General features: G+C 65.9%; 26 protein-coding genes. 14 read left to right on the forward strand and 12 right to left on the reverse strand.

Annotation, left to right across the window (positions count from 1 at the left end; genetic code table 11):
• Window positions 1-208: 208 nt before the first annotated feature.
• Both E5206_RS03370 and E5206_RS03375 read right to left on the reverse strand, forming a co-directional pair.
• Window positions 209-2,929 (reverse strand): LuxR family transcriptional regulator, encoded by a 2,721-nt coding sequence (locus E5206_RS03370; protein ID WP_240689918.1) that lies wholly within the window; start codon window positions 2,927-2,929, stop codon window positions 209-211.
• 342 nt (window positions 2,930-3,271) lie between these two features.
• Window positions 3,272-3,955, reverse strand: a complete 684-nt coding sequence (locus E5206_RS03375; RefSeq protein WP_136321259.1) for a DUF1345 domain-containing protein — start codon at window positions 3,953-3,955, stop codon at window positions 3,272-3,274.
• A 289-nt stretch (window positions 3,956-4,244) separates the two neighbouring features.
• Here E5206_RS03375 and rpsF point away from each other — a divergent pair, with 289 nt between their 5' ends.
• From rpsF to E5206_RS03400, 5 genes are all read left to right on the forward strand, one after another.
• Window positions 4,245-4,550 (forward strand): 30S ribosomal protein S6, encoded by a 306-nt coding sequence (rpsF, locus tag E5206_RS03380; RefSeq protein ID WP_136321260.1) that lies wholly within the window; start codon window positions 4,245-4,247, stop codon window positions 4,548-4,550.
• 55 nt (window positions 4,551-4,605) lie between these two features.
• On the forward strand, window positions 4,606-5,190 hold the full coding sequence (locus E5206_RS03385) for a single-stranded DNA-binding protein (protein WP_136321261.1): 585 nt from the start codon (window positions 4,606-4,608) through the stop codon (window positions 5,188-5,190).
• 125 nt (window positions 5,191-5,315) lie between these two features.
• Complete coding sequence (gene rpsR, locus E5206_RS03390; protein ID WP_003800144.1) at window positions 5,316-5,555, forward strand: 30S ribosomal protein S18; 240 nt, start codon at window positions 5,316-5,318, stop codon at window positions 5,553-5,555.
• 17 nt (window positions 5,556-5,572) lie between these two features.
• On the forward strand, window positions 5,573-6,025 hold the full coding sequence (gene rplI / locus E5206_RS03395; RefSeq protein ID WP_136321262.1) for a 50S ribosomal protein L9: 453 nt from the start codon (window positions 5,573-5,575) through the stop codon (window positions 6,023-6,025).
• 288 nt (window positions 6,026-6,313) lie between these two features.
• Complete coding sequence (locus tag E5206_RS03400; protein WP_136321263.1) at window positions 6,314-6,940, forward strand: FMN reductase; 627 nt, start codon at window positions 6,314-6,316, stop codon at window positions 6,938-6,940.
• Between the two features lie 25 nt (window positions 6,941-6,965).
• Here E5206_RS03400 and E5206_RS03405 read toward each other — a convergent pair whose 3' ends face one another.
• Both E5206_RS03405 and E5206_RS03410 read right to left on the reverse strand, forming a co-directional pair.
• On the reverse strand, window positions 6,966-7,538 hold the full coding sequence (locus tag E5206_RS03405) for a hypothetical protein (protein WP_136321264.1): 573 nt from the start codon (window positions 7,536-7,538) through the stop codon (window positions 6,966-6,968).
• A 3-nt stretch (window positions 7,539-7,541) separates the two neighbouring features.
• Entirely contained in the window at window positions 7,542-8,009 is a 468-nt protein-coding gene (locus E5206_RS03410) for a hypothetical protein (RefSeq protein ID WP_136321265.1), read from the reverse strand.
• Between the two features lie 628 nt (window positions 8,010-8,637).
• Here E5206_RS03410 and dnaB point away from each other — a divergent pair.
• Together dnaB and lhgO are read left to right on the forward strand one after the other, a co-directional pair.
• Window positions 8,638-10,017: a replicative DNA helicase gene (gene dnaB, locus E5206_RS03415; protein ID WP_136321266.1), complete on the forward strand. Its 1,380-nt coding sequence runs from the start codon at window positions 8,638-8,640 to the stop codon at window positions 10,015-10,017.
• Window positions 10,018-10,048: 31 nt separating this feature from the next.
• Complete coding sequence (gene lhgO, locus E5206_RS03420) at window positions 10,049-11,248, forward strand: L-2-hydroxyglutarate oxidase (protein WP_136321267.1); 1,200 nt, start codon at window positions 10,049-10,051, stop codon at window positions 11,246-11,248.
• On the opposite strand, the gene E5206_RS03425 is transcribed toward lhgO, so the two are convergent.
• On the reverse strand, window positions 11,245-12,234 hold the full coding sequence (locus E5206_RS03425; RefSeq protein ID WP_136321268.1) for an acyl-CoA thioesterase: 990 nt from the start codon (window positions 12,232-12,234) through the stop codon (window positions 11,245-11,247). The two genes, lhgO and E5206_RS03425, sit on opposite strands and share 4 nt — an antisense overlap.
• Before the next feature lie 81 nt (window positions 12,235-12,315).
• Complete coding sequence (locus tag E5206_RS03430; protein ID WP_205759994.1) at window positions 12,316-13,245, reverse strand: LysR family transcriptional regulator; 930 nt, start codon at window positions 13,243-13,245, stop codon at window positions 12,316-12,318.
• A 216-nt stretch (window positions 13,246-13,461) separates the two neighbouring features.
• Here E5206_RS03430 and E5206_RS03435 point away from each other — a divergent pair, with 216 nt between their 5' ends.
• Both E5206_RS03435 and catC read left to right on the forward strand, forming a co-directional pair.
• Window positions 13,462-14,850, forward strand: a complete 1,389-nt coding sequence (locus tag E5206_RS03435) for a TIGR00366 family protein (protein WP_205759995.1) — start codon at window positions 13,462-13,464, stop codon at window positions 14,848-14,850.
• Window positions 14,851-14,895: 45 nt separating this feature from the next.
• On the forward strand, window positions 14,896-15,174 hold the full coding sequence (catC, locus tag E5206_RS03440) for a muconolactone Delta-isomerase (RefSeq protein ID WP_136321269.1): 279 nt from the start codon (window positions 14,896-14,898) through the stop codon (window positions 15,172-15,174).
• Window positions 15,175-15,265: 91 nt separating this feature from the next.
• On the opposite strand, the gene E5206_RS03445 is transcribed toward catC, so the two are convergent.
• The gene (locus E5206_RS03445; protein ID WP_136321270.1) at window positions 15,266-15,700 is read right to left on the reverse strand and encodes a DoxX family protein; all 435 of its coding nucleotides are present in this window, start codon (window positions 15,698-15,700) and stop codon (window positions 15,266-15,268) included.
• 209 nt (window positions 15,701-15,909) lie between these two features.
• On the opposite strand from E5206_RS03445, the gene E5206_RS03450 reads away from it, so the two are divergent.
• The 3 genes from E5206_RS03450 (at window position 15,910) to E5206_RS03460 (ending at window position 18,353) form a co-directional block, all read left to right on the forward strand.
• A complete protein-coding gene (locus E5206_RS03450; RefSeq protein ID WP_136323936.1) occupies window positions 15,910-17,238 on the forward strand; it encodes an MATE family efflux transporter in 1,329 nt (442 codons plus the stop codon).
• Between the two features lie 80 nt (window positions 17,239-17,318).
• Entirely contained in the window at window positions 17,319-17,912 is a 594-nt protein-coding gene (locus E5206_RS03455) for a hypothetical protein (RefSeq protein ID WP_205759996.1), read from the forward strand.
• Between the two features lie 84 nt (window positions 17,913-17,996).
• On the forward strand, window positions 17,997-18,353 hold the full coding sequence (locus tag E5206_RS03460; RefSeq protein WP_136321271.1) for a hypothetical protein: 357 nt from the start codon (window positions 17,997-17,999) through the stop codon (window positions 18,351-18,353).
• On the opposite strand, the gene E5206_RS03465 is transcribed toward E5206_RS03460, so the two are convergent.
• Window positions 18,350-18,892: a CGNR zinc finger domain-containing protein gene (locus E5206_RS03465; protein ID WP_136321272.1), complete on the reverse strand. Its 543-nt coding sequence runs from the start codon at window positions 18,890-18,892 to the stop codon at window positions 18,350-18,352. The two genes, E5206_RS03460 and E5206_RS03465, sit on opposite strands and share 4 nt — an antisense overlap.
• A gap of 162 nt (window positions 18,893-19,054) precedes the next feature.
• Between E5206_RS03465 and E5206_RS03470 the strand changes: the two genes are divergently transcribed.
• A complete protein-coding gene (locus E5206_RS03470; RefSeq protein WP_136323938.1) occupies window positions 19,055-20,020 on the forward strand; it encodes an EamA family transporter in 966 nt (321 codons plus the stop codon).
• 12 nt (window positions 20,021-20,032) lie between these two features.
• Here the strand turns inward: E5206_RS03470 and E5206_RS03475 are convergent, their stop codons facing one another.
• The 4 genes from E5206_RS03475 to E5206_RS03490 all read right to left on the reverse strand — a co-directional run bounded on the left by E5206_RS03475 (window position 20,033) and on the right by E5206_RS03490 (window position 23,808).
• Complete coding sequence (locus E5206_RS03475) at window positions 20,033-22,369, reverse strand: heavy metal translocating P-type ATPase (RefSeq protein ID WP_205760047.1); 2,337 nt, start codon at window positions 22,367-22,369, stop codon at window positions 20,033-20,035.
• Window positions 22,370-22,428: 59 nt separating this feature from the next.
• Window positions 22,429-22,659, reverse strand: coding sequence for a cation transporter (locus E5206_RS03480; RefSeq protein WP_136323940.1), 231 nt, complete (start codon window positions 22,657-22,659; stop codon window positions 22,429-22,431).
• A gap of 67 nt (window positions 22,660-22,726) precedes the next feature.
• Window positions 22,727-23,074 (reverse strand): metal-sensitive transcriptional regulator, encoded by a 348-nt coding sequence (locus tag E5206_RS03485; protein ID WP_136321273.1) that lies wholly within the window; start codon window positions 23,072-23,074, stop codon window positions 22,727-22,729.
• Window positions 23,075-23,310: 236 nt separating this feature from the next.
• Window positions 23,311-23,808 (reverse strand): universal stress protein, encoded by a 498-nt coding sequence (locus tag E5206_RS03490; RefSeq protein WP_136321274.1) that lies wholly within the window; start codon window positions 23,806-23,808, stop codon window positions 23,311-23,313.
• Between the two features lie 148 nt (window positions 23,809-23,956).
• On the opposite strand from E5206_RS03490, the gene E5206_RS03495 reads away from it, so the two are divergent.
• On the forward strand, window positions 23,957-24,157 hold the full coding sequence (locus E5206_RS03495) for a hypothetical protein (RefSeq protein WP_136323941.1): 201 nt from the start codon (window positions 23,957-23,959) through the stop codon (window positions 24,155-24,157).
• Window positions 24,158-24,162: the final 5 nt, after the last annotated feature.

Here is a 24,162-nt window from a genome sequence, read left to right on the forward strand (position 1 = left end):
CGGCGCCGATTCTTTGCGGAACCTGCCGGCGGATACCGGCGACATGGACCCGGTTCAGCAGTTCGCTCGGTGGGCCTAGGGAAAAGCTAGCCCCGACGGGCGGGGGAAAACCGGAAACGGGGAGCCGATGTGGTTCAAGCGCGGGAAGTATGCGGGATCTGCGGGATCCGCGGGATCCGGATCCGGGGCCTCAGCCGCAGACAATCCGTCAGACGGCCACCGGGGACGTCTCGCGGGCCGGCTCCGGCGCCGGCAACGGTTCCCTGGCAGATATCAGGGAGGTGAGCTGGGACCGTGATTGGACTCCCAACTTCCGGTAGATCCCCGTCAGGCGCACCTCTACCGTTCGAACAGATACGAACAGCGATGCGGCGATTTCCTTGTTGCGCCGGCCCCGGGAGACCAGCTGCACCAGTTCGCGTTCGTGGTCCGAGAGCAGCAGCAGGGCCGGGTTTTGAATCTCCGGCACCACTGCGACGCGGCCGCCGAGGAGCAACGTGTCCACTTGCTGCGTCCATGCGGCAGCGCCGACTTCCTCGAAAAGCGCTTTTGCCCTCAGGAGTGAGTCCTTCGCATCCTTGGGCCTGCCGGAGGTCTTCAGGCGCTCGGCATAGCAGAGCAGCGTCCGGGCCCGGTCGAATACAGAATCGCCTTTCTGCCACGCCTCCAATGCCTGGGCGAAGAGCCCCAAGGACTGGTCACCCTCCGCCACCAGGGCCCTTGACCGGGATACGGCCATGCGCAGCCACCGGGATTTCAGGCCGGTTGACCGGTATTCCAGCCGTGCCAGCGCCCGGGTGGCTTCGCGGCGCCGGCCAAGCCTGACCAGTACTTCGACCAGATCGGACTCACAGCGCAGAAGTGCGGGATTGGGGAAGTCCAGGCCTATCTCCGAAGCCCGGGCGAGCATGGCCGCGGCCTCCGCAAGATCGCCGCGCATCAGCGCAAACTGGCCCTGGCAGGCAACAAGTTGCGCTGTGGCTTGCGCCGGGGTGTCAGCACTGGCGAACCGTTGGGCCTCGGCGAGGCGCGACTGCGCCTCCACCTCGTCCCCCGCCGCATGGGCGCGCCAGAGGAGCAGGTTGTTCCGCAGGCCACGGTGATAGTGCTGGCTCGTTGGCGAACCGGCGATTTCGTCAATCAGCGCGATCGCAGAGCGGAAATTCCCGGCACGGATTTCGTTGTCGGCTGCGAAGTAGCGGGCGGTTTCGCTCCAGTTGGCATCGCTGGCCGCGTTCAGATTCCGGACGAGGGCAAAGAGGTCACGTGCGCCCTCATAGTTCTCGGCGTAGCTGAGGGCGCGGCCCTTCAGGAGCAGCGACGCCACTGAACTGTTGCCACTCCCATCGGCTGACCGCGGGATCCGTTCAATGCTTCCTTTCACCGCGTCGGTCAGGAGCCTGGCGCGCTGGTTCACCGCCAGGGATTCGCCGGAGGCCGAGCCCAGGAATTGTTCTGCATGCTCAAGCAGTCGCTCGGCGTCCTCGACCTGCCAGCGGTCCGCCAGGTAAAGCGCACCGGTGGACAGGAGGCAGGCCGAGAAGGCCGGATCATGATGCCCGAATTCCTTGATCAGCCGCAGCATCATGCTCGGCCTCACGGCATGGCCCTTCATGAGTTCGATCTGGAAATCGAGGCCCGTGAGGCGCAATGTCAGAGCCCGGTTTCGGGTGGTTCGCTGTGCCCAGTCCAGGTAACGCTTCGCGTGGACGAACTCACCCCTGCTGAACAGCACCTCGGCGATGGTACCCAGCCGCGCGGCTGTCTCTTCTTCCCACGGATTGATCGTGAGCGCCCGTTCGATGTACTCCACGGCGGATTGAGTCTGCCCGGTCCTCACCAGCTCAATGGCGAAGCGGAGCAGGCGGAATGATGTGTCCCGTCGTGCCGCCGGCGTGTAGCTCAGATGCCAGGGCCACGCCAATGGATCCCCGGTTTCCGCGGCCGCGGCCAACGCCTGATGGCTGCCGGCTATTTGCCCGGGAGACATAGCCGAGAAAACATGGGACCGCAGCATCTGGCTCTGAATATTCACATAAGATCCTGCACGGATGGCGATCCCGGCGGAGAGGAGTTCCTCCACTCCGGACCACAGATCGCCGGGCATTTGCTCCAAAAGACCGACCCGGCTGCGGTACGAAAGGGACAGGAAGTCCAGCGCGCGTCGTGCACGGGGAGAAATTGTCGAAATGGATGCGGCAAGATCAGCGTCGAAGCTCCCCTTCCACTGCAGGGGGATGGGCAGCGCGTACATTCCGTGCCGTTGCCGTTGAACCAGCGCATCGAAGAGTTCAATCGAGGCGAGCGGATTTCCTTGCGTAGCCGCAGCCACAGCGTGAATTACGGCGTTGTTGGATTGTCCTGCTGAAATGGATTGGAGCATTGTCACGGTGTCGTTGTGGCCGAGGTCCTGTAAATGAATGGACGTAAGCCGCGCAAACGGGCTCTGCGGGGCCTCACGGCGCATGCTGGCGAAGAGCACGATGCCCGTACCTGCGAGACGCCGGGCCAGGAATCCGAGAACTGTCTGGCTGGCGGAATCCAGTTCGTCGGCGTCGTCAATAACCACCACTATCCTGGCCGCGGACCGTTGTCGCAGCGCGGACAGGAGCATTGTTGCAAGGGTCGAAGAATCCTGCAGGCGGCGAGCCGAGTCGGTCACATGGTCGGTGATGGGGCCCAGCACGGGGTCGTCGATGCCATTGAGCAGGGCCGTCAGGCCGGAGAAGGGCCAATCCGATTCTGAAGGATTGGCGCGGAGGAGCACGGTGCGGAAATCATGGAGCTTCGGGATCTCCGCGAGGAGCGAGGACTTCCCGCTTCCATGATTTCCGGTGACCACCATTGCGGATTCCCGGGGACTCCGGATTAACGCAACGATGCGGGCTAGTTCCTTGTCGCGGCCGAATAGGACCATGGTTCCCCCCATTTAATCCCCGAGAGACCGTCACTCCTGGCTTCATTGTATTTCCGCATAAGAAGTAATGCAGCCTGACTGACGTATTTGCCTGCAACAGACAAATGCTTTTCCAAAATAAAGGTCCGGGATCACGCTCCGGGGTTGAAGCGCAAGCCCTGACCAAATGGCTTTACTGCTGCAAATATAGCTTTGGCTCCCCCGGACTACTACGGCCCGGGAAGAATCGAGTAGGGCTGTCGCGGAAGACGAGTAGCGAAGGCCATAAATACTTGGAAAGGCCTCGACAAGGAATCGACGGCGCCGTTTCCGGCAACGGCCCGTCCCGTGGGCGACGGCCCGTCCCGTGGGCCGCTAGGCGGCCAGCCCGATCACGAGGTTGAGGGTGGCGGCGAGGATGATCGTGCCAAAGAGATAGGACAGCAGGCTGTGCTTCAGCGCCTCGGCACGGATGCCATGGTTCTGCAGGGCTGTGTCCGAGACCTGGTACGTCATGCCCAGGCTCGTTGCCAGGTAGGCGAAGTCCGTGTACTGCGGCGGCTGGGTCTGGTTGAAGTCGATGCCGCCGACCCCAGCCCCGGCTTTCCTGCCAGTGCTGTAGTAAAGCTGTGCGTAGCGCAGCGTGAAGAGCGTCTGGACCAGCATCCAGGACAGGGCCACCGAGGTCAGAGCCAGCAGGCCGCCGCCGAGCCGGGACGCGCCGTCGGTATTGCTGTGGGAGTCGACGACGACCGCCGCCACCGCCGCCAGGCTGGCGACGTTCGCGGCCAGGATCAACAAATCGGTGGTGCTGCGGGAAGGGTCCTCGGCAGTGGCGTGTGACCGGGTCTCCGCAGGGTCCAGCCGCCCGACCACGAGCCACACCCAAAGCATGTAGGTCAGCGCCGCACTGCTCCAGCCAATCGCCGGAGCCTCCACCCAGTGCCCGGTCAGGCCCGCAGCCATCGCTGCAAGCAGCCCCGCCAGCAGCATGACAGCGAACCGGAGGCGGCTTCGCCGGGCGCGGACGGCGCCTCGGGACGGTGATCCGGTGTTCATTCCCTGATCATTGCACAGCGACCATTGCACAGCGCCGGCCCGCTGCCCGGGCACAGACGAGAACCCCGGCGTTATCCACATGGTGACTGCAATGCTTCCGTCCGCACGGCTGCCGCGCCTACCGTGGGCAGGGAAGGAATCGCCGAAACCCACCGGAATGCACTAAGATATTGAAGTCTGTGCTGCGCCACGCCCCCGTTCGGGTGGCTGGGAACTGCACGGCACCGCAAATGAACCTCCTGTTACGGAAATGCCGTAACCGCTTAGCCCAAAGGAGGTGGGTTCACATATGCGTCCTTACGAATTGATGGTAATCATCGACCCCGAGGTCGAAGAGCGTACCGTTGAGCCAACGCTTCAGAAGTTCCTGAGTGTCATCACCACCGATGGTGGAACCATCGAAAAGGTTGACATCTGGGGCCGCCGTCGCCTGGCTTACGAAATCCAGAAGAAAACTGAAGGTATCTACGCCGTGGTGAACTTCACCGCTGAGCCGGCTACCGCCAAGGAACTTGACCGCCAGCTGAGCCTCAATGAGACCATCATGCGCACCAAGATCACCCGCCCCGAAGTGCAGAAGGTTGTTGCTGAGTAATTCAGCCCCCGACTTTCAAGCTTCACACCCGCAGGAACGAACAAGGAGGCAGTAGATGGCAGGCGAAACCACTATTACGGTCATCGGTAATCTCACCAATGACCCCGAACTGAGGTTCACGCCGTCAGGTTCGGCAGTTGCGAACTTCACCATCGCTTCCACCCCGCGCACCTTCGACCGCCAGTCCAATGAGTGGAAGGACGGGGAAACCCTGTTCCTCCGTGCATCGGTATGGCGCGAAGCAGCCGAGAACGTCGCCGAATCCCTGACAAAGGGCATGCGTGTGATTGTTTCCGGTCGCCTGAAGAGCCGTTCCTACGAGACAAAAGAAGGCGAGAAGCGCACCGTAATCGAGCTTGAGGTCGATGAGATCGGCCCGAGCCTGCGCTACGCCAACGCCAAGGTCAACCGCACCCAGCGCTCCGGCGCCGGGGGCGCCGGAAACGGTGCCCAGGGTGGCTTCGGCGGCGGCAACAGCGGCGGCGGCTTCGGCGGCGGCTCTGGTGGAAGCCAGGGCGGCAACTCCGGTGGGACCTGGGGTGGCAACCAGCCCGCAGCGCAGGAAGACCCTTGGGCTACGCCCGGGGTCAGCAATGCCGGCGGCTGGGGCAACGGCCCGGATTCCGAACCTCCCTTCTAAACAACATTTAAGGCCCGACGGCGGAACCCGCCAGGACGCCGCAAGGCTGCCAGGCGCAGACGACGCCGGACCACCACCATCCCGTGGATCAATATCCACGGGCTCCATCGAATAGGAGCTCCACGATGGCTAAGGCTGAACTCCGTAAGCCCAAACCAAAGTCCAACCCCTTGAAGGCCGCTGACATCACTGTCATCGACTACAAGGACGTAGCATTGCTGCGCAAGTTCATCTCCGACCGCGGAAAGATCCGCGCCCGTCGCGTCACCGGCGTCACGGTGCAGGAACAGCGCAAGATCGCCCAGGCAATCAAGAACGCCCGCGAAGTTGCTCTGCTGCCTTACTCCGGCGCTGGCCGCGGCTAAGGAAGGGATTAACTAACATGGCAAAGCTCATACTGACCCACGAAGTAACCGGTCTCGGTGCTGCTGGCGACGTTGTCGAGGTCAAGGACGGTTACGCACGTAACTACCTGCTGCCCCGCAACTTCGCCCTGACCTGGTCCAAGGGTGGCGAGAAGCAGGTTGAGTCCATCAAGGCTGCCCGCGTTGCCCGCGAGCACGCTTCCCTGGAAGACGCTCAGAAGCAGGCTGCTGCACTCTCCGCCAAGCCGGTCAAGCTGGTCGTCAAGGCCGGCGAAACTGGACGCCTGTTCGGCACCGTCAAGCAGGCCGACGTAGCCGACGCTGTTGAGGCCGCTGGCCTTGGCCGCATCGACAAGCGCAAGGTGGAACTGCCGGCACACATCAAGTCGATCGGTTCCTACCAGGCGCACGTCCGTCTCCACGACGACGTCGCCGCTGTGATCGAACTCGACGTAGTTCCGGGCAAGTAGTCCTTCGACTACGGCCTGTGGCCAGGCAGTCCTGAACTGCCCGGAAGCCCCCGCCTTCGGATTCCTCTGAGGAACCGATGGCGGGGGCTTTCTGCTGTCTGAACCAATGCGGGGTCAGATAGCGCCCATTGTGCCGCCCCGGATGGGCCGTAAGTGACCCCGCGTTGCAGTAGTCCGGCGGCGGGGCGGAAGACAGGAACGGGAATAAAAGTAGGGCCCCGCTCCTTCCATAGATAGATGCAAACGCATGTATTGCAGTTTTGAATTTATCTACCCAAGGAGTACTCCGTGGAAACCCGCCGCATCACTGTTCTCTCCGCCGGCCTCGGCGTCCCGTCCTCGAGCCGCCTGCTGGCGGACCAGCTGGCGGCCTCGGCTGAACGCCAGCTCTCGGCGTCCGGCTACGCCGTTACCGTCGATGTCGTGGAACTGCGGGACCTGGCGGTGGATATCGCGAATAACTTTGTGACCGGCTACGCCGCCCCTCGCCTGGCCGAGGTTATCGCCGGCGTCGAGGCCTCGGACGGCATCATCGCGGTCAGTCCCGTTTTCAGTGCCTCCTACAGCGGCCTGTTCAAGTCGTTCATCGATGTCCTGGACCCCAAGTCCCTGGCGGGAAAGGCCGTGCTGCTCGGCGCCACGGCGGGCACGGACCGGCACCAGATGGTGCTTGATTTCGCCATGCGGCCCCTGTTCACCTACCTGCGCACCCGGATAGCCGCTACCGCGGTTTTCGCCGGCCCGCAGGACTGGGGGAACGCCGACGACGGCGGATCGCCGCTCTCGGTACGGATAGACCGGGCGTCAGGGGAGTTCGCCCGCCTGCTGGAAGGTGTGCAGCCACAACAGAAGCCGGCAGTACTGGAATCGTTGCCCTTTGAGCAGTTGCTCGCCGGAATCTCAGGCGGACACTAGCGGCCGGAGCCGACCCGGATTACGGTCAGTCGTCGAGCAATGCGATGAATTCCCTGGCCTGCTTCATGGAAATGTCCGAGTGGCGGGTCAGGGCCGCCGCGGCCGCCTCGGGATCGCCGCTTTTGGCCAGGGTGCGGATCCTGCCGTAGATCTCATCGTTGAGCATGTTGCTGCTGACCTCCCGCGTGACATCGCCCTTGCTGGCGATCGCGCGGTAGCGGTACGGGAAACGCTGCGGCGTGTCTTCCTCGTCTTCAGCGACGGCTTGCTGCGGAACTGTGGGGCGGAAGGGCTGCGGATGCGCGGCCAGGGCGCCGACGGCGTCCCGGGAGGCCCGGAGGCCGTCGCCCGTGGCCTCGAAGTAGAGCTTGATGGCGGCCATGGCCTGTCCCTGCGCAATCAGGGCGTACAGGCGGCGGTGCTGCTCCTGGTTGAGCTTGGCTGCCGCTGCCCGGGCGAGTTCCACGGGGTCCAGGCCGGGCTGCGCCGGGGCCTCCGGCCGCGGCCGGAGGCCCCGGCGGCCCAGTGCGCGGGTTGCCAGCAGCACGCCGGCGCCGACGAGCGCCAGGATCAGAATGGGAATGAGCAGGGGTTCCATGCGCTACAGCCGATCTACATAATTCTTGGCGGTCAGGAGATCTGAATGCGTTGCCTGGCGCAGCAGCCTGACTGCCTGGATCTTCTTGCCGTTCCGGGCCAGCGACTGAAGCTGCAGGGTGAACTGGGGGTTCAGTTGGCCGCCGGGCAGGACTGCGCCCTGGTAGCCGGCTTGCCCCGCCGCCGGGGCGGAGCCCACCTGGGCGCGCAGGGATGCGCGGGCATGCTCCGCTTGCTGCGACTGCTGTTGCTCATTCTGGCTGGGGCGGGTGGCCGCATCCACCCGGGCGCGCGCCGCCGTGGCGGCCTGGACCTGGGCCGCATAGTGGGCCTGTGAGCGCACGGCAAGCTCCAATTGATAGCGCTCCGCGTCGGAAATACCGAAATTGCGCGGCTTCAGGGCCGTGGCGAAGGCCCACAGCACTGCCGCGAGAATGAGGGCAGGCAGTATGACTAGCAGTACATCGCCCATGTCTAGAGCTTATGCCAGATTGCAGTTATCCACAGCACCTTCGCGCCGTCGCTTACAGTGCGCCCGGACAGCCGTCAATTCGGCCAGATCCCGTGACGTCGGCCACAAAATGCGCGCATTTGGCTCCGCTTATGGGCCTGAATCCGCCACGTATCCCCAGCGGCAGGATGCAAGCTGTGGATGAAGCTTTGCGAAAGTATTTTTGTGTCCACAAGGTAATCCCAGTGTTTCCGCAGGTCAACGACCTGTTTCACGCTGAAGTATTTTTCTATCCACAGCTATTCCCACAGGCTGTGCACAAGCAGGAGGCACTAGTGCACAGCTTATCCACAGGGGCATCGCCAGGCCGGGTTGGTGCCCGCCGGATCGGGGGATAACGTAGCTGGATATCAAGCCGCGGATCCGGAAGTCCGGGGTATGCAGCGCACCTTCCTTGACGGGTCCGGCTTCGTCCGCCGCAGGGGGTACCGGCGCACCGGCAATATTGTCGGAGCCGGCTGATAGGACTTAACCGGTCGGTACATGCCGGGTTATACGCCACTTTGCACCAAGCACATACGAAGGCACATGGTTTACGCGCCGCCGGCGGACGGATATCCACCGCGGCACACAATGGAGGACGGCAGCTTTGTCAGTTACGCATCTGGACTCAGTCGAGGGCACGCGGGGATCTGAAGGCAGCCGCAAACCGCCACAGGACATTCCCGCGGAGCAGTCCGTCCTGGGCGGCATGATGCTGTCCAAGGACGCCATTGCCGACGTCGTCGAGATCCTGCGCGGACAGGACTTTTACCGCCCGGCGCACGAGACCATCTATGAGGCCATCATTGACCTCTACGGCCGCGGGGAGCCCGCCGACGCCGTGACCGTCTCGGATGAGCTGACCAAACGCGGTGAGATCAACCGGATCGGCGGCCCAGCCTACCTCCACGAACTTATCCAGACCGTCCCCACCGCAGCCAACGCGGGCTACTATGCGGAAATCGTCGGCGAACGCGCGGTGCTGCGGCGCCTGGTCAACGCCGGCACCAAGATCGTCCAGCTGGGCTACGGTGCCGACGGCGAGGTCGAGGACCTGGTCAACCAGGCACAGGCCGAGATCTACGCTGTCGCCGAGCGCCGCACCGCGGAGGATTACGTTGTCCTCAAGGACGTCATGGAAGCCACCGTGGACGAGATCGAAGCCTCCGGCCACCGCGGTGAGGGACTGACGGGGGTGCCCACCGGATTCTATGAACTCGATGAGCTTACCCACGGCCTGCACCCGGGACAGATGATCGTCATCGCGGCCCGCCCCGCCGTCGGCAAGTCCACCTTCGCCCTGGACTTCGCCCGCTCCGCGGCCATCAAGAACAACCTGGCCACGGTGATGTTCTCCCTGGAAATGGGCCGGAACGAGATCGCCATGCGCCTGCTGTCGGCCGAGGCCACCATCGGCCTCCAGGACCTCCGTAAGGGCACCATCAAGGACGAGCAGTGGTCCAAGATCGCCACGACGATGGGCCGGATGAACGATGCCCCGCTGTTCATCGATGACAGCCCCAACATGTCGCTGATGGAAATCCGCGCCAAGTGCCGGCGGCTCAAGCAGCAGCATGACCTCAAGCTCGTGATCCTCGATTACCTGCAGCTGATGAGCTCGGGCAAGAAGGTCGAGTCCCGCCAGCAGGAAGTCTCCGAGTTCTCCCGTGCACTGAAACTGCTGGCCAAGGAACTCCAGGTGCCGGTGATCGCCCTCTCGCAGCTGAACCGTGGTTCCGAGCAGCGCCAGGACAAGCGGCCCATGGTCTCCGACCTCCGCGAATCCGGCTCCATCGAGCAGGACGCGGACATGGTCATCCTGCTGCACCGCGAAGACGTCTACGACAAGGAATCGCCCCGCGCCGGCGAGGCGGACATCCTGATCGCCAAGCACCGTAACGGCCCAACCAAGGACATCGTGGTGGCGTTCCAGGGGCACTACTCGCGCTTCGCCAACATGGCGGCCGACGCCGGCGGCGGCTTCTAGCGTGCAGACCGCGGCATAAGGACACATTGACGTGAGCGAACGAATCGGAATCATTGGTGGCGGGATCGTCGGCATCGCGCTGGCCCGGGCCCTCGTCCAGCGTGGGATCGGGGAGGTCACCGTCTTCGAGAAGGAGGCCCGGCTGGCCGCCCACCAGACGGGCCATAACTCGGGGGTGGTGCATGCCGGCCTCTACTACGCCGAGGGATCGCTGAAAGCGCGGTTATGCGTTGCGGGACGCACCGCCATCCGTGACTACTGTCAGGAGAAGAACCTTCCGTACCGGGAAGTAGGCAAACTGGTGGTCGCCGTCGACGAATCCGAGCTGCCGGCGTTGGCCGAAATCGAGAAGCGGTCCAGGGCGAACGGGGTTCCCGGCCTGGTCCGGATCAACGACGTCGACCGGCTGCGCGACATCGAACCGCACGTCGCCGGCGTGGCAGCGGTCCATTCGCCACACACCGCCGTCGTCGATTTTGCGGCGATCACCGAAGCGATGGCCCAGGACGTACGGGTAGCCGGTGGCACCATTCTGCTCGGACACGAGGTGGTATCGATGGCCCTTGAAGGCGGCAAGGTGCGCGTGGGCACGGCCGTCTCGGAGCACCTCTTCGACCGGGTGATCGCCTGCGCCGGTTTGCAGTCCGACGTCGTTGCCCGCCTGGTGGGGGCCGACCCCTCGCCGAAAATCCTCCCCTTCCGGGGCGAATACTGGTCGCTGAATCCCGAACGCAACGATCTGGTGCAGGGGATGATCTACCCGGTCCCTGACCCGCGCTTCCCGTTCCTCGGGGTGCACTTCACCCGTGGCGTGTACGACGAGGTCCACGTGGGTCCGAATGCCGTGCCGGCGCTGGCACGCGAGGGCTACGGCTGGCTCTCGGTCTCGGTGAAGGATACCTGGGAATCGTTGCGGTGGCCCGGGGCCGGGCCGTTGGCGAAAAAGCATTGGCGGATGGGTGTCGACGAGATCAGTGCCTCGCTGGTCAAATCCATGTATTACCGCAAGGCCCGGCGCTTCATCCCGGAGCTCACCATGCCGGACCTTACGGCGAAGAGCGCCGCGGGCGTCCGGGCACAGGCGTGGGGCCGCGACGGGTCGCTGCTGGACGACTTCGCAGTGGACCAGGTCGGACCGGTGACGCTGCTGCGGAATGCGCCGTCGCCGGCCGCCACCTCGTGCATGGCCATCGCGGACCACCTCGTCAACCGCTACCTGTTGGTGGGCTAGCCCGCCGAAGGATCTTGCCGGCCGGCTGCCAGCAGATGGTTGGGCAGCCGGTTTCCGGGCGCCCTGCCGCGGATCTCCAGCAGCTCCCGGGCATGGGCATGCAGCCGCTTGTCCTCCCCGGACACCGGCACCCACGGCGGGATCGGGACTGAGGTGCCGTGTTCATCGCGGGCGACCATGACCGTCAGGCAGTAGGTCGTGAGGTTCAGTTCCCGCCCCCTGGGATCTCCCGAGCGGACATGGACGGCAATGTGCATGCCCTTGGTCCCCGTATAGACCAGCCGCGCCTCAACTTCCACCACATCGCCGATCAGGAGCGGACGGTAGAACCGCACGCCACCGGAGAACACGGCTACGGTGTCCTTCCCACAGTACCGCGAGGCGCAGACGTAGGCGGCTTCGTCGATCCATTTCATGACGGTTCCGCCGTGGACCTTCCCGCCCCAGTTCACATCGGTGGGGGCAGCCATGAACCGCAGGACCACACGCTCGGCGGTCCCGGCGTCGGTGTATTCCTGGGCACTCATGGCCTTGACGATGTCCTCCCGGACCTTGATCCGCGCCAGCGCGTGGTCACGCTGTTCGGTCTCCTCGTCCGTGGCGGGCTCAAAGTGCGGGACCGGGATGGGCTTGCCGTCCTCCCCGACCGCCACGAAGATCACCATGCACTGGCTGCGCATCGTGGCCGCACCGCCCTTGGGATCGCCGGACGAGACCACTGTGCGGATGTGCATCGAGGAGCGGCCGGTGTAGACGATGGTGGCCGTGACCTCGACCATGTCGCCGCTGTTGACCGGATCGGCAAAGTGGATGTTGCCGACGTAGGCAGTGACGCAATAGGACTTGGACCAGCCGACGGCGGCCGCATAGGCCGCCTTGTCGACCCACTCCAGCACCGTGCCGGCGTCGACGGAGCCGCTGTGGCCGACGTCGGTGGGGGCCGCAAGGAAACGCAGGGTCACGGAATTGGCGGCTGTTTCGTTCATGCTGCGAGTTTACTGACAGGCCCGGAATTCCGCCGCGGGGGAAGGACATAAACGCCGCGCGTGCGCCACACGGGCCGGCCCTCAGTCGAGGATGCGGCCGGAAGGCCGTTCCGGGGTCGGGAAGATCCCTTCCATGAGCGCCAGTACCGCTTGCGTGGCCCGGCTGACATAGTGTTTTGGCCACACGATGACGGTCGCCAGATAGGTGGGGGTGCCCGTCAGCTCCCGATAGACCAGGCCGGGATGGTTGATGTGGCTCACCGAGGAGAGCGTCAGGGTCACGCCGACGCCAGCGGCGACCAGGCCGAGAATGGCATAGGAATCCGGGGCCTCCTGCATCACGCGGGGCGAGAAGCCGGCTTCCAGGGCCAGCCGCATCGCAGCGTCGCGCAAAGACGCGCCCTGCGTGGCCGGGAAGCTGACGAAGGGTTCGTTGGCCATATCCTTGAGGTCCACGGCATCCCGTGAGGCCAGGGTGTGGTCCTCCGGTAATGCCGCCAGCAGGCGCTCGTAGGTAAACACCCTGGTGTTGACTTCGGTGTTGCGGACCGGCAGGCGGGAAAAGCCGATATCCAGGACGCCCGCCGCGACCTGGGCCGGCGCGGACCCCGCGTACACCATCGACACAAGTTTGAGCTCGATGCCGGGCTCGGCAGTGCGGACTGCCTTGGCCAGCGGCGGCAGCACCGACCGGCTGCCTGCCCCCGCATAGCCGACGGTGACCTGCCCCACGACGCTGGCCCCGCCGAGCAGTGCGGCACGATCAATGAGTCGTGCGCTGTCCAGGGTCTGCAGGATGGGCTCCCGCACCGCATGTCCGGCCTCGGTCAGCCGGATGGTCCGTGAACTCCTGTCGAACAGCTCAACCCCCAGGTCCTGTTCCAGCTTGTGGATCCAGACACTCAGCTGCGGCTGCGCAACCGACAGGCGTTCCGCGGCGCGGCCGAAGTGCAATTCCTCCGCGAGGACCGCGAAGGCATGGAGGTACTTCAAATGCATCATGCTACCCATAACGGTTTCCTTATTAGATGTCTAGCGATATTTTATTGGACGCTAATTGGCGCCTTCTGTCATCTTGAATGTGCGCCGCCTAACGAGAGCCTGTGATGGGAAGCACTGCGACCCGGAGGCCCGTTGCGGCCTCCATTCACCCTTCGGGCAGCCGGACGCCCGCGGTCTGCGATGAATTACCCGTGAAATTTCGGCACTTCAAAGAGGAAAAAATCCATGAACAAGACAGTCATCGAGACTGAACTCCCCGCGGTCAAACGCGCAGGCCTCATGCAGAAGGTGGCGGGCTTCTTTACCGAGCTCATGCGCCGGTACCTGCCGGACCCCTTCGTTTTCGCCATTGTCCTGACGTTCCTCACCGTCATCCTGGCCATCGTCGTCGAGCAGCAGAGCTTCACCGACGTGACCGCTGCCTGGGGCAAGGGCTTCTGGTCCCTGCTGGCGTTCACGACGCAGATGGCGGTCATCCTGGCCATGGGCTACGTCCTGGCCAACGCTCCCGCCGTGGACCGGCTGATGGATGCGATCGTCAGCCGGGTCGAAACCCCGCGGACCGCCGTCATCGTCGCCACCCTGGTGGGCGCAGTCGGGTCCTACCTGAACTGGGGTTTCGGCCTCGTGATCGGCGGCATCATCGCCAAGAAGCTGGCCCTGCACGTCAGGAACGTGCACTACCCGCTGATCATCGCCGCGGCCTACAGCGGTTTCACCATGTATGGCCTCGGCCTGTCCGCCACGATTCCGATGGTCATCTCCACGCCGGGCCACCCGATGGAGAAGCAGATGGGCCTCATCACGCTGGCCGAGACCATCTTCTCCGCTCCGATGCTGATCACCGCCGCCGTCGTCCTGATCACGTTGCCGCTGCTGAATGGAATGCTGCACCCCAAGCCGGGACAGCCCGTCACCGAGATTGACCGCGCCCAGCACGCCGCAGCACCCGTCACGACTACGGCAGCGGACGTGGACGCCAACACCTTCGCGGCAAAGCTGAACAACAGCCGCATCCTGGCGCTCGGCATCGGCGCGCTCGGCATGGCCTACGTGGTCATCAATTTCATCCGCGGCGGCGGCGTGGACCTGAACCTGATCAACTTCTTCATCCTCTTCCTGGGCCTCCTGCTGCTGGGCACGCCGAACGCCTACCTCCGCCAGCTGAACGAGGGCATCAAGACCATCTCCGGCATCATCCTGCAGTTCCCCTTCTACGCCGGAATCATGGCGATCATGGGCGCCTCGGGACTCGTCCTGACGATCTCGGGCATCTTCACCAGCATCTCCACGCCGGAGACCCTGCCGTTCTGGGGCCTGGTCAGCTCGTTCCTGATCAACTTCTTTGCCCCCTCCGGCGGCGGACACTGGGTGATTCAGGGTCCGTTCATGATGGACGCGGCCAAGGCGATCGGCGCCTCCCCGGCCCAGACCGCCATGTCCGTGATGCTCGGCAACGCCTGGAACGACCTGGTCCAGCCGTTCTGGATCCTGCCGGCGCTGGCCCTGTCCAAGCTCAAGCTCAAGGACATCATGGGCTATACGGTGATCATGATGTTCTGGGTTGGCATCATCTACATTGCCGCTGTCCTGCTCTGGGGCTTCCTGGGCTAGGACCGCAATCCCGCACAAACGAACACGAACGAAAGAGAGATGCCGATGTTGTTCCTGGTACGCATGGACGTCAACATTCCCGTTGACATGCCGTCCGAGAAGGCCGCCGAGATCAAGGCCGTGGAAAAGGCCTACTCGCAGAACCTCCAGCGTGAGGGAAAGTGGCGCCACATCTGGCGGGTAGTGGGCGAATACTCCAACTACTCGGTCTTTGACGCGGAAAGCAATGACGAGCTGCACGAGATGCTCTCCGGCCTGCCGCTGTTCCCCTACATGGACATCGAGGTGACGCCGTTGGCGAAGCACCCCTCGGATATCCACTGAACAGCGCCAGCAGCTGACAGTGCACGACGGCGGGCAGCCACCCTGAGGTGGCTGCCCGCCGTCGTGCACTGCTCTTGTTTTGGGGGAGGGGCTATGCGAGGACGCTGAGCTTCGAGTTGGCGCGGCCGAAGAGGGCGCGGTCCGCGGAGAGCTTGCCCGCGCCGACCAAGGCGACGGCAACGGCCGCGCCGGCCAGCAGGAGCACCAGTTCATAGCCGCCGGTGGCGGCAAAGACGCCGGCCGAAACGTGCACCAGGAACAGGGCGCCCAGCATGTCCAGGGCCAGGAGGACGGCGAAGACGCGGGTCAGCACGCCGACAATCAGCGCGATACCTCCGACGAGTTCGAGCGTGGCGACGGCCGGGGCCGCGAGCCCGGCGGCCGGAACACCCATCTGCGTGAATGCGGCCTGGGTGCCGGCGATGGTCCATTCGTTGAATTTCTGCCAGCCGTGGGCGGCGAAGAGGAATCCGGTGATGACGCGCAGGATGGTGCGGGCCGAGGTGGTGAGTGCGGGCTGGTTCATGTGATGTGCCTTTTCAGGAGTCGGGGGAAGGGCGCTGTCTCGGGCGTTCAGTCACGACCTCAAGGTTGTAGCTTCAACTTCGAGTTTCCACTGATTTGGTTGAATTGTCAACTAAAAGCGACCTGCTGTGACGATGCCGACCCCGCTAGGGTGGTTCCGTGCCTGCCTCCCCTCCGCCTCCCGCACGGCCGCCTGCGCGGCAGACCGCGATGAAGCCCGCTCCCGCCGGCCACCGGCGGGAGATCCTGCGCCTCGCGGTGCCCGCCTTCGGCGCCCTGGTCGCCGAGCCGCTGTTCCTGCTCGCGGATTCGGCCATCGTGGGCCACCTCGGCGTGGCCCAGCTGGCCGGCGTCGGACTGGCATCCGCCGTGCTGCACACCGCGGTGGGACTTATGGTCTTCCTGGCCTATTCCACGACGCCGGCCGTGGCGCGGGCGGTCGGCAGCGGCCAGCTCCCCAGGGCACTCGCGGCCGGACGCGACGGCGTCTGGCTGGCGCTCCTGCTGGGGATCGTCCTGGCGGCGGCCGGGTTCCTTGCCGCGGAACCGCTGATGGACCTGATGGGCGCGCGCGGTGAGGTGCGGCTGTTCGCGGTGGACTACCTGCGCTGGTCTATGCCCGGCCTGGTGGCCATGCTGCTCATCTTCGCCGGCACCGGCGTGCTGCGGGGACTTCAGGACACCCGGACCCCGCTGGCGGTGGCCGCCGCCGGATTCACGCTGAACCTTGTGCTGAACCTCGTCCTGGTCTACGGGCTCAACTGGTCCGTCACCGGTTCCGCCGTCGGCACCAGCATCGCCCAGTGGGCCATGGCGCTTGTATACGTGCTGATGGTGCAGCGCAATGCCCGCCGCCATGGCGTCCCCCTGCTGCCGGACTGGCGCGGCATCCGGGCGATGACCCGGGTCGGTTCCTGGCTCATGCTGCGAACGCTCAGCCTGCGCATCGCGATCCTCGCCACGGTCCTCGTGGTCACCGCCCAGGGCCCCGTCAACCTGGCCGCCCATCAGCTCGCGATGACCATCTTCACCTTCCTCGCGTTCGCCCTGGATGCCCTCGCGATTGCCGCCCAGGCCCTGATCGGCAAGGAGCTCGGCGCCGCGCACACGGGTACGGCGCGCGAACTGACGCGCACCATGACCCGCTGGGGCCTCGGGTTCGGTGCCGGCACCGGCGTCCTGCTGGCCGCGGTGGCGCCCTGGGCGGGACCGCTCTTCACCGCAGACAACGGGGTGCGGGCCGCGCTCACGCTCGCACTCTGGGTGCTCGCCGCCGGCCAGCCGATAGCGGGCTACGTCTTCGTCCTCGACGGCGTCCTGATCGGCGCGGGTGACGCGCGGTACCTGGCGATCGCCGGCGTCGTCAATCTCGCCGTCTACCTCCCGCTGCTGCTGGCCGTCCGGCTGTCCGGGGCCGACGGCGGTGCGGGGCTGCTCTGGGTGTGGGCGGCGTTCTCCCTGGGCTACATGCTGGCGCGCGCGCTCACACTGGGCCTCCGTGCACGCACCGACCGCTGGATGGTGCCCGGTTCCCGCTGAGCCGTGCCCGCTGAGCCGTTCCCGCCGGGCCGCTGGCTGGCTGGGCACGGCGCGGATCCGCTTCGCACTAAACTGGACGGGTGACTCTCCCCGCAAGCCCTCACGCGTCCACCGCCCTGCCCGCCGCGGCGGACCTCTGGAAGCCCGTGCTCGTCCGTGCCGCCGTCGCGCTCGTGTTCGGAGCGCTGACCGTCTTCTGGGCCGTGCCGTCCGACGCCGGAATGGGCTGGGCCGGCGGAATCTACCTGCTGGCCACAGGCCTGGCGCTGATCTGGAGTGTGAAAAAGACCGGATTCGCGGCCGGCTCGCCCTCCGGCAAGATCCTGTCCGCCGGCGGAGCCGTCCTGACCGGAACAGGCGCGGCGGTGGCACTGCTTTCCAGCGGACTCGTTTTCGGGACCCTCGCGGCCCTGGGCCTGGGCCTGGCAGCCATTGCGGAGCTGTACCTCGGCGTCAGGAGCAGCGGCCGCTCGGTGCTGGCACGTGACTGGATCGCCTCCGGCGTGATCGGTCTCGGCACCGCCGCCGCCCTGCCGTTCTTCATCGGCCTGGGCGCCCATGCGCTCCTCGGCGTTGCCGGCGGCGGCGCCATCATCAGCGGCGTGTTGTGGTTGCTGGCCGGCCTGACCCTGCGCCACGATGCGCGGGGCGATTCCGGCGAGGCCGTAAACTAGTACCGACAGGTTCTACCTTGCGTAGAACGATTGCGTTACAAACCTGCCACGCCTGCCGGGCGTTGGCTGCAGGAGGAAAGCACCTTGGCACAGCAGAAATCCGGAGAACCGCGCAAGCTGCGGACCTCGGTCAAGGGACCGCTCATGTTCTCCACGTTCTGGGGCGTGCTGGTCTTCTTCGGCGTCCTGATCTTCGCCTCGGGCGGCAGCGCGCGCTCGCCCCGATTTGACCTGGCCTTCATCGGCGGGGTCAGCGCCTTCATCGTGATCCTGGTGGTGCTCGCCATGCTGTCGATGGGACACAAGGACAACCCGGAACACCTCGGCAAAGGATCGGGCGTCAACCTGAGCTCGAAGAAGCCCTCCCCGGGCCACGGCGGCCATTCCGCACCGCCGGCCCCCGGAGCCTCCGACGCCCCGGGTGACGCGCCCCGCGGCTAGGAGGCGGCTTTCCGCGCCCGGTACGCGGCCACGTGCGCCCGGTTGGCGCAGTTTCCGGTGTCACAATAGCGCTTGGAGCGGTTCCGGCTCAGGTCCAGCACCACAGCGTCACAGTCGTCGGCGGCGCAGGCCAGCAGGCGGTCCATTTCCTTGCTGCGGATCACGTCAACCAGGGCCATGGCTGCCTCGGTGCTCATCCGGTCCGCCAGCGGCGCCTCCGGCGTGGTTGCATGCAGATGCCAGTCCCACTGATCATGTTTGACCAGCTGGGGAAGTGCCCGGGCCTCCCGGAGCAGCCGGTTGACGGTCTCCACGGCGGCATCCTCACCGGCGAGCCAAAGCGCGGCAAGCTGGCCGCGGAGCCGGTGGACGCTGGCCAGCTCCGCCGCGTCCCGGGTCCGGGAGCCGGTGAATCCCTCGGCTTCGAGGAAGCGGTCCAGGTCCCCGGTGGTGGCCAGATGTTCTTCGCCGTTGGCCGCACTGTTGATGAGGTTGACCACCGAACGCAGGGCAATTTCCGTGTCAGGGGCAAAAACCATCTTGACTCCTTACCTTGGGGGCGCGTATTGTCATGACCATAACCCCAGTTTACTCCTGACAGGAGGCAGCCCGTGTCTGCCGCACGCCACCCCGCCGACGCACCGGTCAAAGCCCATGCCGGAAAGCCGGGTCCTGATACAAGGCTCCCGGCTTCAGGCTTCATGGCCTCGGGCCTGGGCGTTGCCCTGTTTTCCTCGGCGGTGTTCGGCCTTTCCGGCTCGTTCGCCAAGGCGCTGCTGGAGACAGGCTGGACCCCCGGCGCCGCGGTCACCGCCCGGCTCACCGGCGCCGCGCTGATCCTGGCAATCCCGGCCCTGCCGGCACTGCGCGGGCGCTGGCACCAGCTGAAGGACAACTGGCTCACCGTCCTGCTCTTCGGCCTGATCGGCGTCGCGGCCTGCCAGCTGTTCTACTTCAACGCCGTGTCCCGGCTCTCGGTCGGCGTCGCCCTCCTGCTCGAATACCTGGCCCCTGTCATCATCGTGCTCTGGCTCTGGGCAGCCAGCCGGAAACGGCCGCGGCCACTGACCATCGCGGGCACGCTGCTCTCCCTGGGCGGGCTGGTCCTGGTCCTGGACCTCACCGGAGCGGTGAAGATCGATCTCATCGGCGTCCTGTGGGGGATCGCGGCCGCCGTCTGCCTCGCCATCTACTTCTTCATCACGGCCAAGGAGAACGACACCCTTCCGCCGATCGTCCTGGCCTCCGGCGGGCTGATGGTGGGCGCCGTCGTGATGTGGCTCGCCGCGGCGACAGGCCTGCTGCCGATGGCGTTCAGCACGGCCGATACCAGGCTGGGCCCCTGGATCACCCCGTGGTGGGTGGCGCTGGCCGGCCTCGTCGTCCTGGCGACGGTCGTTGCCTATGTCTCGGGCATCGTCGCAGCCCGGGCCCTCGGCTCGAAGGTCGCTTCCTTTGTCTCGCTGACCGAAGTGCTGTTTGCCGTCATCTGGGCCTGGCTGCTGCTTGGCGAGCTCCCCGGCCCCGTCCAGCTCCTGGGCGGGATCCTGATTGTCGGCGGGGTGGTGCTGGTCCGCGTGGACGAACTCCGCGGCGCCTCCGCGCCCGGGGCGGTCCCGCTGCCGGCGCAGCTGGATCACGCGAACGACGTCGAACCCGTTCCCTAAGCGGACGCGCCGCTATTTGCCGAAGCTGCGGAGCCGCAGCGAGTTGGCCACCACAAGCACGGAGCTCGCGGCCATCGCCGCGCCGGCGATCATGGGGTTGAGCAGGCCCAGGGCCGCCACGGGAATGCCGACCGCGTTGTAGAAGAAGGCCCAGAAGAGGTTTGTCTTGATCGTGCCGAGGGTCCGGCGGGACAGTTCAATGGCCTGTGCCACCTGCCCGAGGTCGTTGCCCATGACGGTCAGGTCGGCCGCCTCGATGGCCACGTCCGTGCCCGAGCCCATCGCTATGCCCAGGTCTGCCTGCGCCAGCGCCGCGGCATCGTTCACACCGTCCCCCGCCATGGCCACGGTGGCGCCGCCGGCCTGCAGCTTCCGCACGGCCTCGACCTTGCCCTCCGGCAGCACGCCGGCAAACACATCCTCGGGGCTGATCCCGACGGCGGCGGCCGCCTGCGCCGCCACCGCGGCATTGTCGCCGGTCAGCAGGATCGGACGGAGGCCGAGACCCCGGAGCCTGGCGATCGCCGCGGCGGAGCCCGGCTTGAGGGTGTCCCGCAGGCTGATGATGCCCGCAGCGGCCCCGTCCACGGCAACCCAGATGGCGGTGGCTCCGGATTCCTCGGCCGCGCGGAGGGCATCCTGCTGTGCCGCCGTGACGGCGATGCCGTTCTCCCGCAGCCAGCCGGTGCGGCCTGCCGTGATGAGGCGTCCTTCCACGGTTCCGGTCACTCCGCCGCCCGGGGCTGAATGGAAGCCGACGACGGCGGGGAGCTTCCCGGCGTCGTTGCCCGGGCCTGCCGCGGAACCTGCCGCCTCGGCGATGGCCCGGGCGACCGGGTGCTCGGAGGCGGCCTCCACAGCACCGGCCAGGCGCAGGACCCCGGCACGGGTGAAGCCGGAGAACGCCTGGGTGCCGTCCACGGCGAGCTGGCCGGTGGTCACCGTGCCGGTCTTGTCCAGCAGGATGGTGTCCACCGTCCTGGTGTCCTCGAGGACCTGCGGGCCCTTGATGAGGATGCCCAGTTGTGCTCCCCGGCCGGTTCCGGTGAGGAGCCCGACGGGAGTGGCCAGCCCGAGGGCGCAGGGGCAGGCGATGACCAGCACGGCGACGGCGGCCGTGAAGGCGGCGCGGAGTTCGGCGTCGCCGATGGCCGGGCCTGCCAGCACGAGCCAGACGGCGAAGGTGACCACGGCGATGACCAGGACGACCGGCACGAACACGGCGCTGATGCGGTCCGCGAGACGGGCGATCGGAGCCTTTCCGGTCTGTGCCTGGGCGACGAGCCGGCCTATCTGGGCCAGGGTGGTCCCGGAGCCCACGCGCGTGGCGCGGACGAGGAGCCGGCCCGAGGTGTTGATGGTGGCGCCCGTGACAGGGCTGTCCGGACCGACTTCGACCGGAACGGATTCGCCGGTCACAAGGGAGGCGTCGACGGCGGAGGAGCCGTCAATGACGACGCCGTCGGTCGCGATCTTCTCGCCGGGGCGGACCACGATGACATCACCCACGTCCAGCCGGTCGGCGGGGACCTTGTACTCCTGGCCGTCGCGGAGGATGGTGGCATCCTTGGCGCCGAGATTCAGCAGGGCTTTGAGGGCATCGCCGGCCTTGAGTTTGGCGTTGGCCTCCAGATGGCGGCCCAGCAGCAGGAACGTGGTGACGACCGCGGCGGTTTCAAAGTAGAGCCCGCCGGACGCGCTCTCCATCCCTTCCATGCCGGTCATGCCAGTCATATCGGGGTGGGCCGTCAGCAACGGGTCCGCGAGCAGCTGCCAGGCTGAAAAGACGTAGGCCGCGGTTACTCCGATGGACACCAGGGTATCCATCGTGGAGGCAAGGTGCCGGGCGTTGACGGCCGCGGCCCGGTGGAACGGCCAGGCCGACCAGGTGACCACGGGCAAGGCCAGCGCACCCACGAACCAGCCCCAGTTGGGGAACTGGAAGGCCTGGAACATCGAAATCAGGACCACCGGGACGGTCAGCACGGCGGCGAGGATCAGCCGGGAACGCAGGCGGCTCGCGGGGTGTCTCGCCGAGCCGCCTGGGTGCTTCGCCGGTCCGCCGGCGGGGATTTCGGCGGTCGCAGGCACTGGGCCCGTATACAGCGGGGCGCGGACCGTGGCCTTGTAACCGGCGGCGGCTACCGTGGCGGTGATCTGCTCGTCGGTGACGCCGGCGGGCACCGTGACGTGGGCGGATTCCAGCGGGAGGTTGACCGTGGCCTCCACTCCGTCGAGCTTTCCGAGCTTGCGTTCGACGCGGCTGACGCAGGAGGCGCAGGTCATGCCCTCGATATCGAGCTCGAGCACCCGGCCCTGCGGCTGGTCCAGCAGTTGCTCTTTATCCACGGTGCTGCTCACTGTACTTTCCCGTTCCGATGGTGGTCCGGCTGGTGATGGGGTGGGGCTCAGGCTTCGTTGGCGACCACCAGGTAGCCCGCCTCGGCGATGGCCTCGCCGATTTCGGAAGGGGACAGCGCCCGTGCCGAGGTGATGGTGACGGTGGAGATACCGCCGGAGTTGAGGTCGACGTCGACCTTTTCGACGCCGTCGAGGGCCTCGAGTTCTTCGCTGACGGAGGACACGCAGTGTCCGCAGGTCATCCCGGAAACGTCGACGGTGGTGGAAACGGTGCTCATGGCCTGCTCCTTGTCGGTGGACTGATTGTGGTTCATCAGCCCGATGGTGTGGTGAGTGGTGTTGCCGCTACCGCAGCAGGCGGCCGATGGCATCGGTGGCCTCTTTGACCTTGAAGTCAATCGCCTCGGCCCGCAGATCCGGGTCCGGTTCAGCGGCGGCACCGACCACGCAGTGGCCGATGTGTTCTTCCACGAGCCCCAGGCTGACGGCGTGCAGGGCCTTGGTCACGGCGGCAACCTGGGTGAGGATGTCGATGCAGTACTTGTCCTCATCGACCATCCGGGCGATGCCGCGCACCTGGCCTTCAATCCGTTTGAGCCGCCGCAGGTAGGCCTCCTTGTTGGAGGAATAGCCGTGCTGCCCCTGCGCTTCCGTCTCCACCGGGGCATGGAGGGGAACTTCGGACTCGTTCATAAACCCAGAATATACCCCCTAGGGGTATCAATCAAGTACCCGGCGGGGTATCTCGGGTCTCAACGGGCGGTCCGGAAAATTAAAGAGCTCCGGAGTGCGTTATTGGGGGATACGCACTCCGGAGCGGCTTTGGGGGTGGGCCGTTTACCTTTCCACCGGATTAAGCATACTTGGCGGCACGGGGGTAAAACCAGCGTCTCAAATAAGTACTTTCACTTTATTTTTAGCCTGCCGGGTCACCCGCCGGCATCCGCGGCCCGTGCCGGAACGACCAGGACCGGATGCTCCTGGTGATGGCTCAGCCACGCAGCCACAGAGCCGTTGAGAGCCGCGGCGAGACGGTGGCCGAGCCCGCGTTCTGGTGTCCCGACGATGATCATGGCTGCGCCGGATTCGGCAGCGAGCCTGCCGATCGCCCGGGCGGGATCCCCGGCGAGGGTCCGCAGGGACCACTCGATCCCCTGGCCTGCGCAGGCTGCCTCCATCGTGGACTGCAGACCCTCGGTCACGGCCCGGATCTTGGCGTCGTCGGTGTCAGGGTGCAGGGAAAGCCGATGTGCGGACCGTGCCGGGTCCCACTCCACGAGGTAGCTCGCCTCGTCCACATAGGCACAGATCATCGGGACGGCGAGGCTCTTTGCCAGTGATGTTGCGGTTTCCAGCACCTCAGGATGCTGGCCGGGCATCACCCCGACCACCAGGGGAGCCGCGCCGCTGCTGCGCTCTGAAGACATACCCAATTGTTTCCCCGGGCCGGCAGCCTGAACAGGGACTTACTTCCCGATCTTCGGCGGACTTTCGGCGGGGCTTCGGCGGGGGACCGGCTATTGAACGCCCTCGGTGCGGGGCCTAACGTGGAAGGACAAGGAAAGGGTGACCGCCGTGGAAATCTTCATGTGGTGGCTGGATCTGGATCTGGCGTGCAAGGAGTGGCTCCGGGAAAACCTGCGCTCCGCCGAGTTGCCCGTGGAGGTGCTGCAGAGCATCGCGGCGGCCGGCGGCCCCGGCCCGGAGGTCGTGGCCGCAGTGTTGACCGAGGCAGACTGGGACTTTATCGAGACACAGTCGGAGTTCGTCGACTGACGCCG

Source organism: Arthrobacter sp. PAMC25564 (genome assembly GCF_004798705.1).
Taxonomy (GTDB): domain Bacteria; phylum Actinomycetota; class Actinomycetes; order Actinomycetales; family Micrococcaceae; genus Arthrobacter.

What these genes read in the sequence shown, in the direction of transcription:
- E5206_RS03370 (WP_240689918.1), bottom strand. Translation starts at nt 2,929, where the DNA reads ATGGGGGGAACCATGGTCCTATTCGGCCGCGACAAGGAACTAGCCCGC.
- E5206_RS03375 (WP_136321259.1), bottom strand. Translation starts at nt 3,955, where the DNA reads ATGAACACCGGATCACCGTCCCGAGGCGCCGTCCGCGCCCGGCGAAGC.
- rpsF (WP_136321260.1), top strand. Translation starts at nt 4,245, where the DNA reads ATGCGTCCTTACGAATTGATGGTAATCATCGACCCCGAGGTCGAAGAG.
- E5206_RS03385 (WP_136321261.1), top strand. Translation starts at nt 4,606, where the DNA reads ATGGCAGGCGAAACCACTATTACGGTCATCGGTAATCTCACCAATGAC.
- rpsR (WP_003800144.1), top strand. Translation starts at nt 5,316, where the DNA reads ATGGCTAAGGCTGAACTCCGTAAGCCCAAACCAAAGTCCAACCCCTTG.
- rplI (WP_136321262.1), top strand. Translation starts at nt 5,573, where the DNA reads ATGGCAAAGCTCATACTGACCCACGAAGTAACCGGTCTCGGTGCTGCT.
- E5206_RS03405 (WP_136321264.1), bottom strand. Translation starts at nt 7,538, where the DNA reads ATGGAACCCCTGCTCATTCCCATTCTGATCCTGGCGCTCGTCGGCGCC.
- E5206_RS03410 (WP_136321265.1), bottom strand. Translation starts at nt 8,009, where the DNA reads ATGGGCGATGTACTGCTAGTCATACTGCCTGCCCTCATTCTCGCGGCA.
- E5206_RS03425 (WP_136321268.1), bottom strand. Translation starts at nt 12,234, where the DNA reads ATGAACGAAACAGCCGCCAATTCCGTGACCCTGCGTTTCCTTGCGGCC.
- E5206_RS03430 (WP_205759994.1), bottom strand. Translation starts at nt 13,245, where the DNA reads ATGGGTAGCATGATGCATTTGAAGTACCTCCATGCCTTCGCGGTCCTC.
- E5206_RS03435 (WP_205759995.1), top strand. Translation starts at nt 13,462, where the DNA reads ATGAACAAGACAGTCATCGAGACTGAACTCCCCGCGGTCAAACGCGCA.
- catC (WP_136321269.1), top strand. Translation starts at nt 14,896, where the DNA reads ATGTTGTTCCTGGTACGCATGGACGTCAACATTCCCGTTGACATGCCG.
- E5206_RS03445 (WP_136321270.1), bottom strand. Translation starts at nt 15,700, where the DNA reads ATGAACCAGCCCGCACTCACCACCTCGGCCCGCACCATCCTGCGCGTC.
- E5206_RS03450 (WP_136323936.1), top strand. Translation starts at nt 15,910, where the DNA reads ATGAAGCCCGCTCCCGCCGGCCACCGGCGGGAGATCCTGCGCCTCGCG.
- E5206_RS03465 (WP_136321272.1), bottom strand. Translation starts at nt 18,892, where the DNA reads ATGGTTTTTGCCCCTGACACGGAAATTGCCCTGCGTTCGGTGGTCAAC.
- E5206_RS03470 (WP_136323938.1), top strand. Translation starts at nt 19,055, where the DNA reads ATGGCCTCGGGCCTGGGCGTTGCCCTGTTTTCCTCGGCGGTGTTCGGC.
- E5206_RS03480 (WP_136323940.1), bottom strand. Translation starts at nt 22,659, where the DNA reads ATGAGCACCGTTTCCACCACCGTCGACGTTTCCGGGATGACCTGCGGA.
- E5206_RS03485 (WP_136321273.1), bottom strand. Translation starts at nt 23,074, where the DNA reads ATGAACGAGTCCGAAGTTCCCCTCCATGCCCCGGTGGAGACGGAAGCG.
- E5206_RS03490 (WP_136321274.1), bottom strand. Translation starts at nt 23,808, where the DNA reads ATGTCTTCAGAGCGCAGCAGCGGCGCGGCTCCCCTGGTGGTCGGGGTG.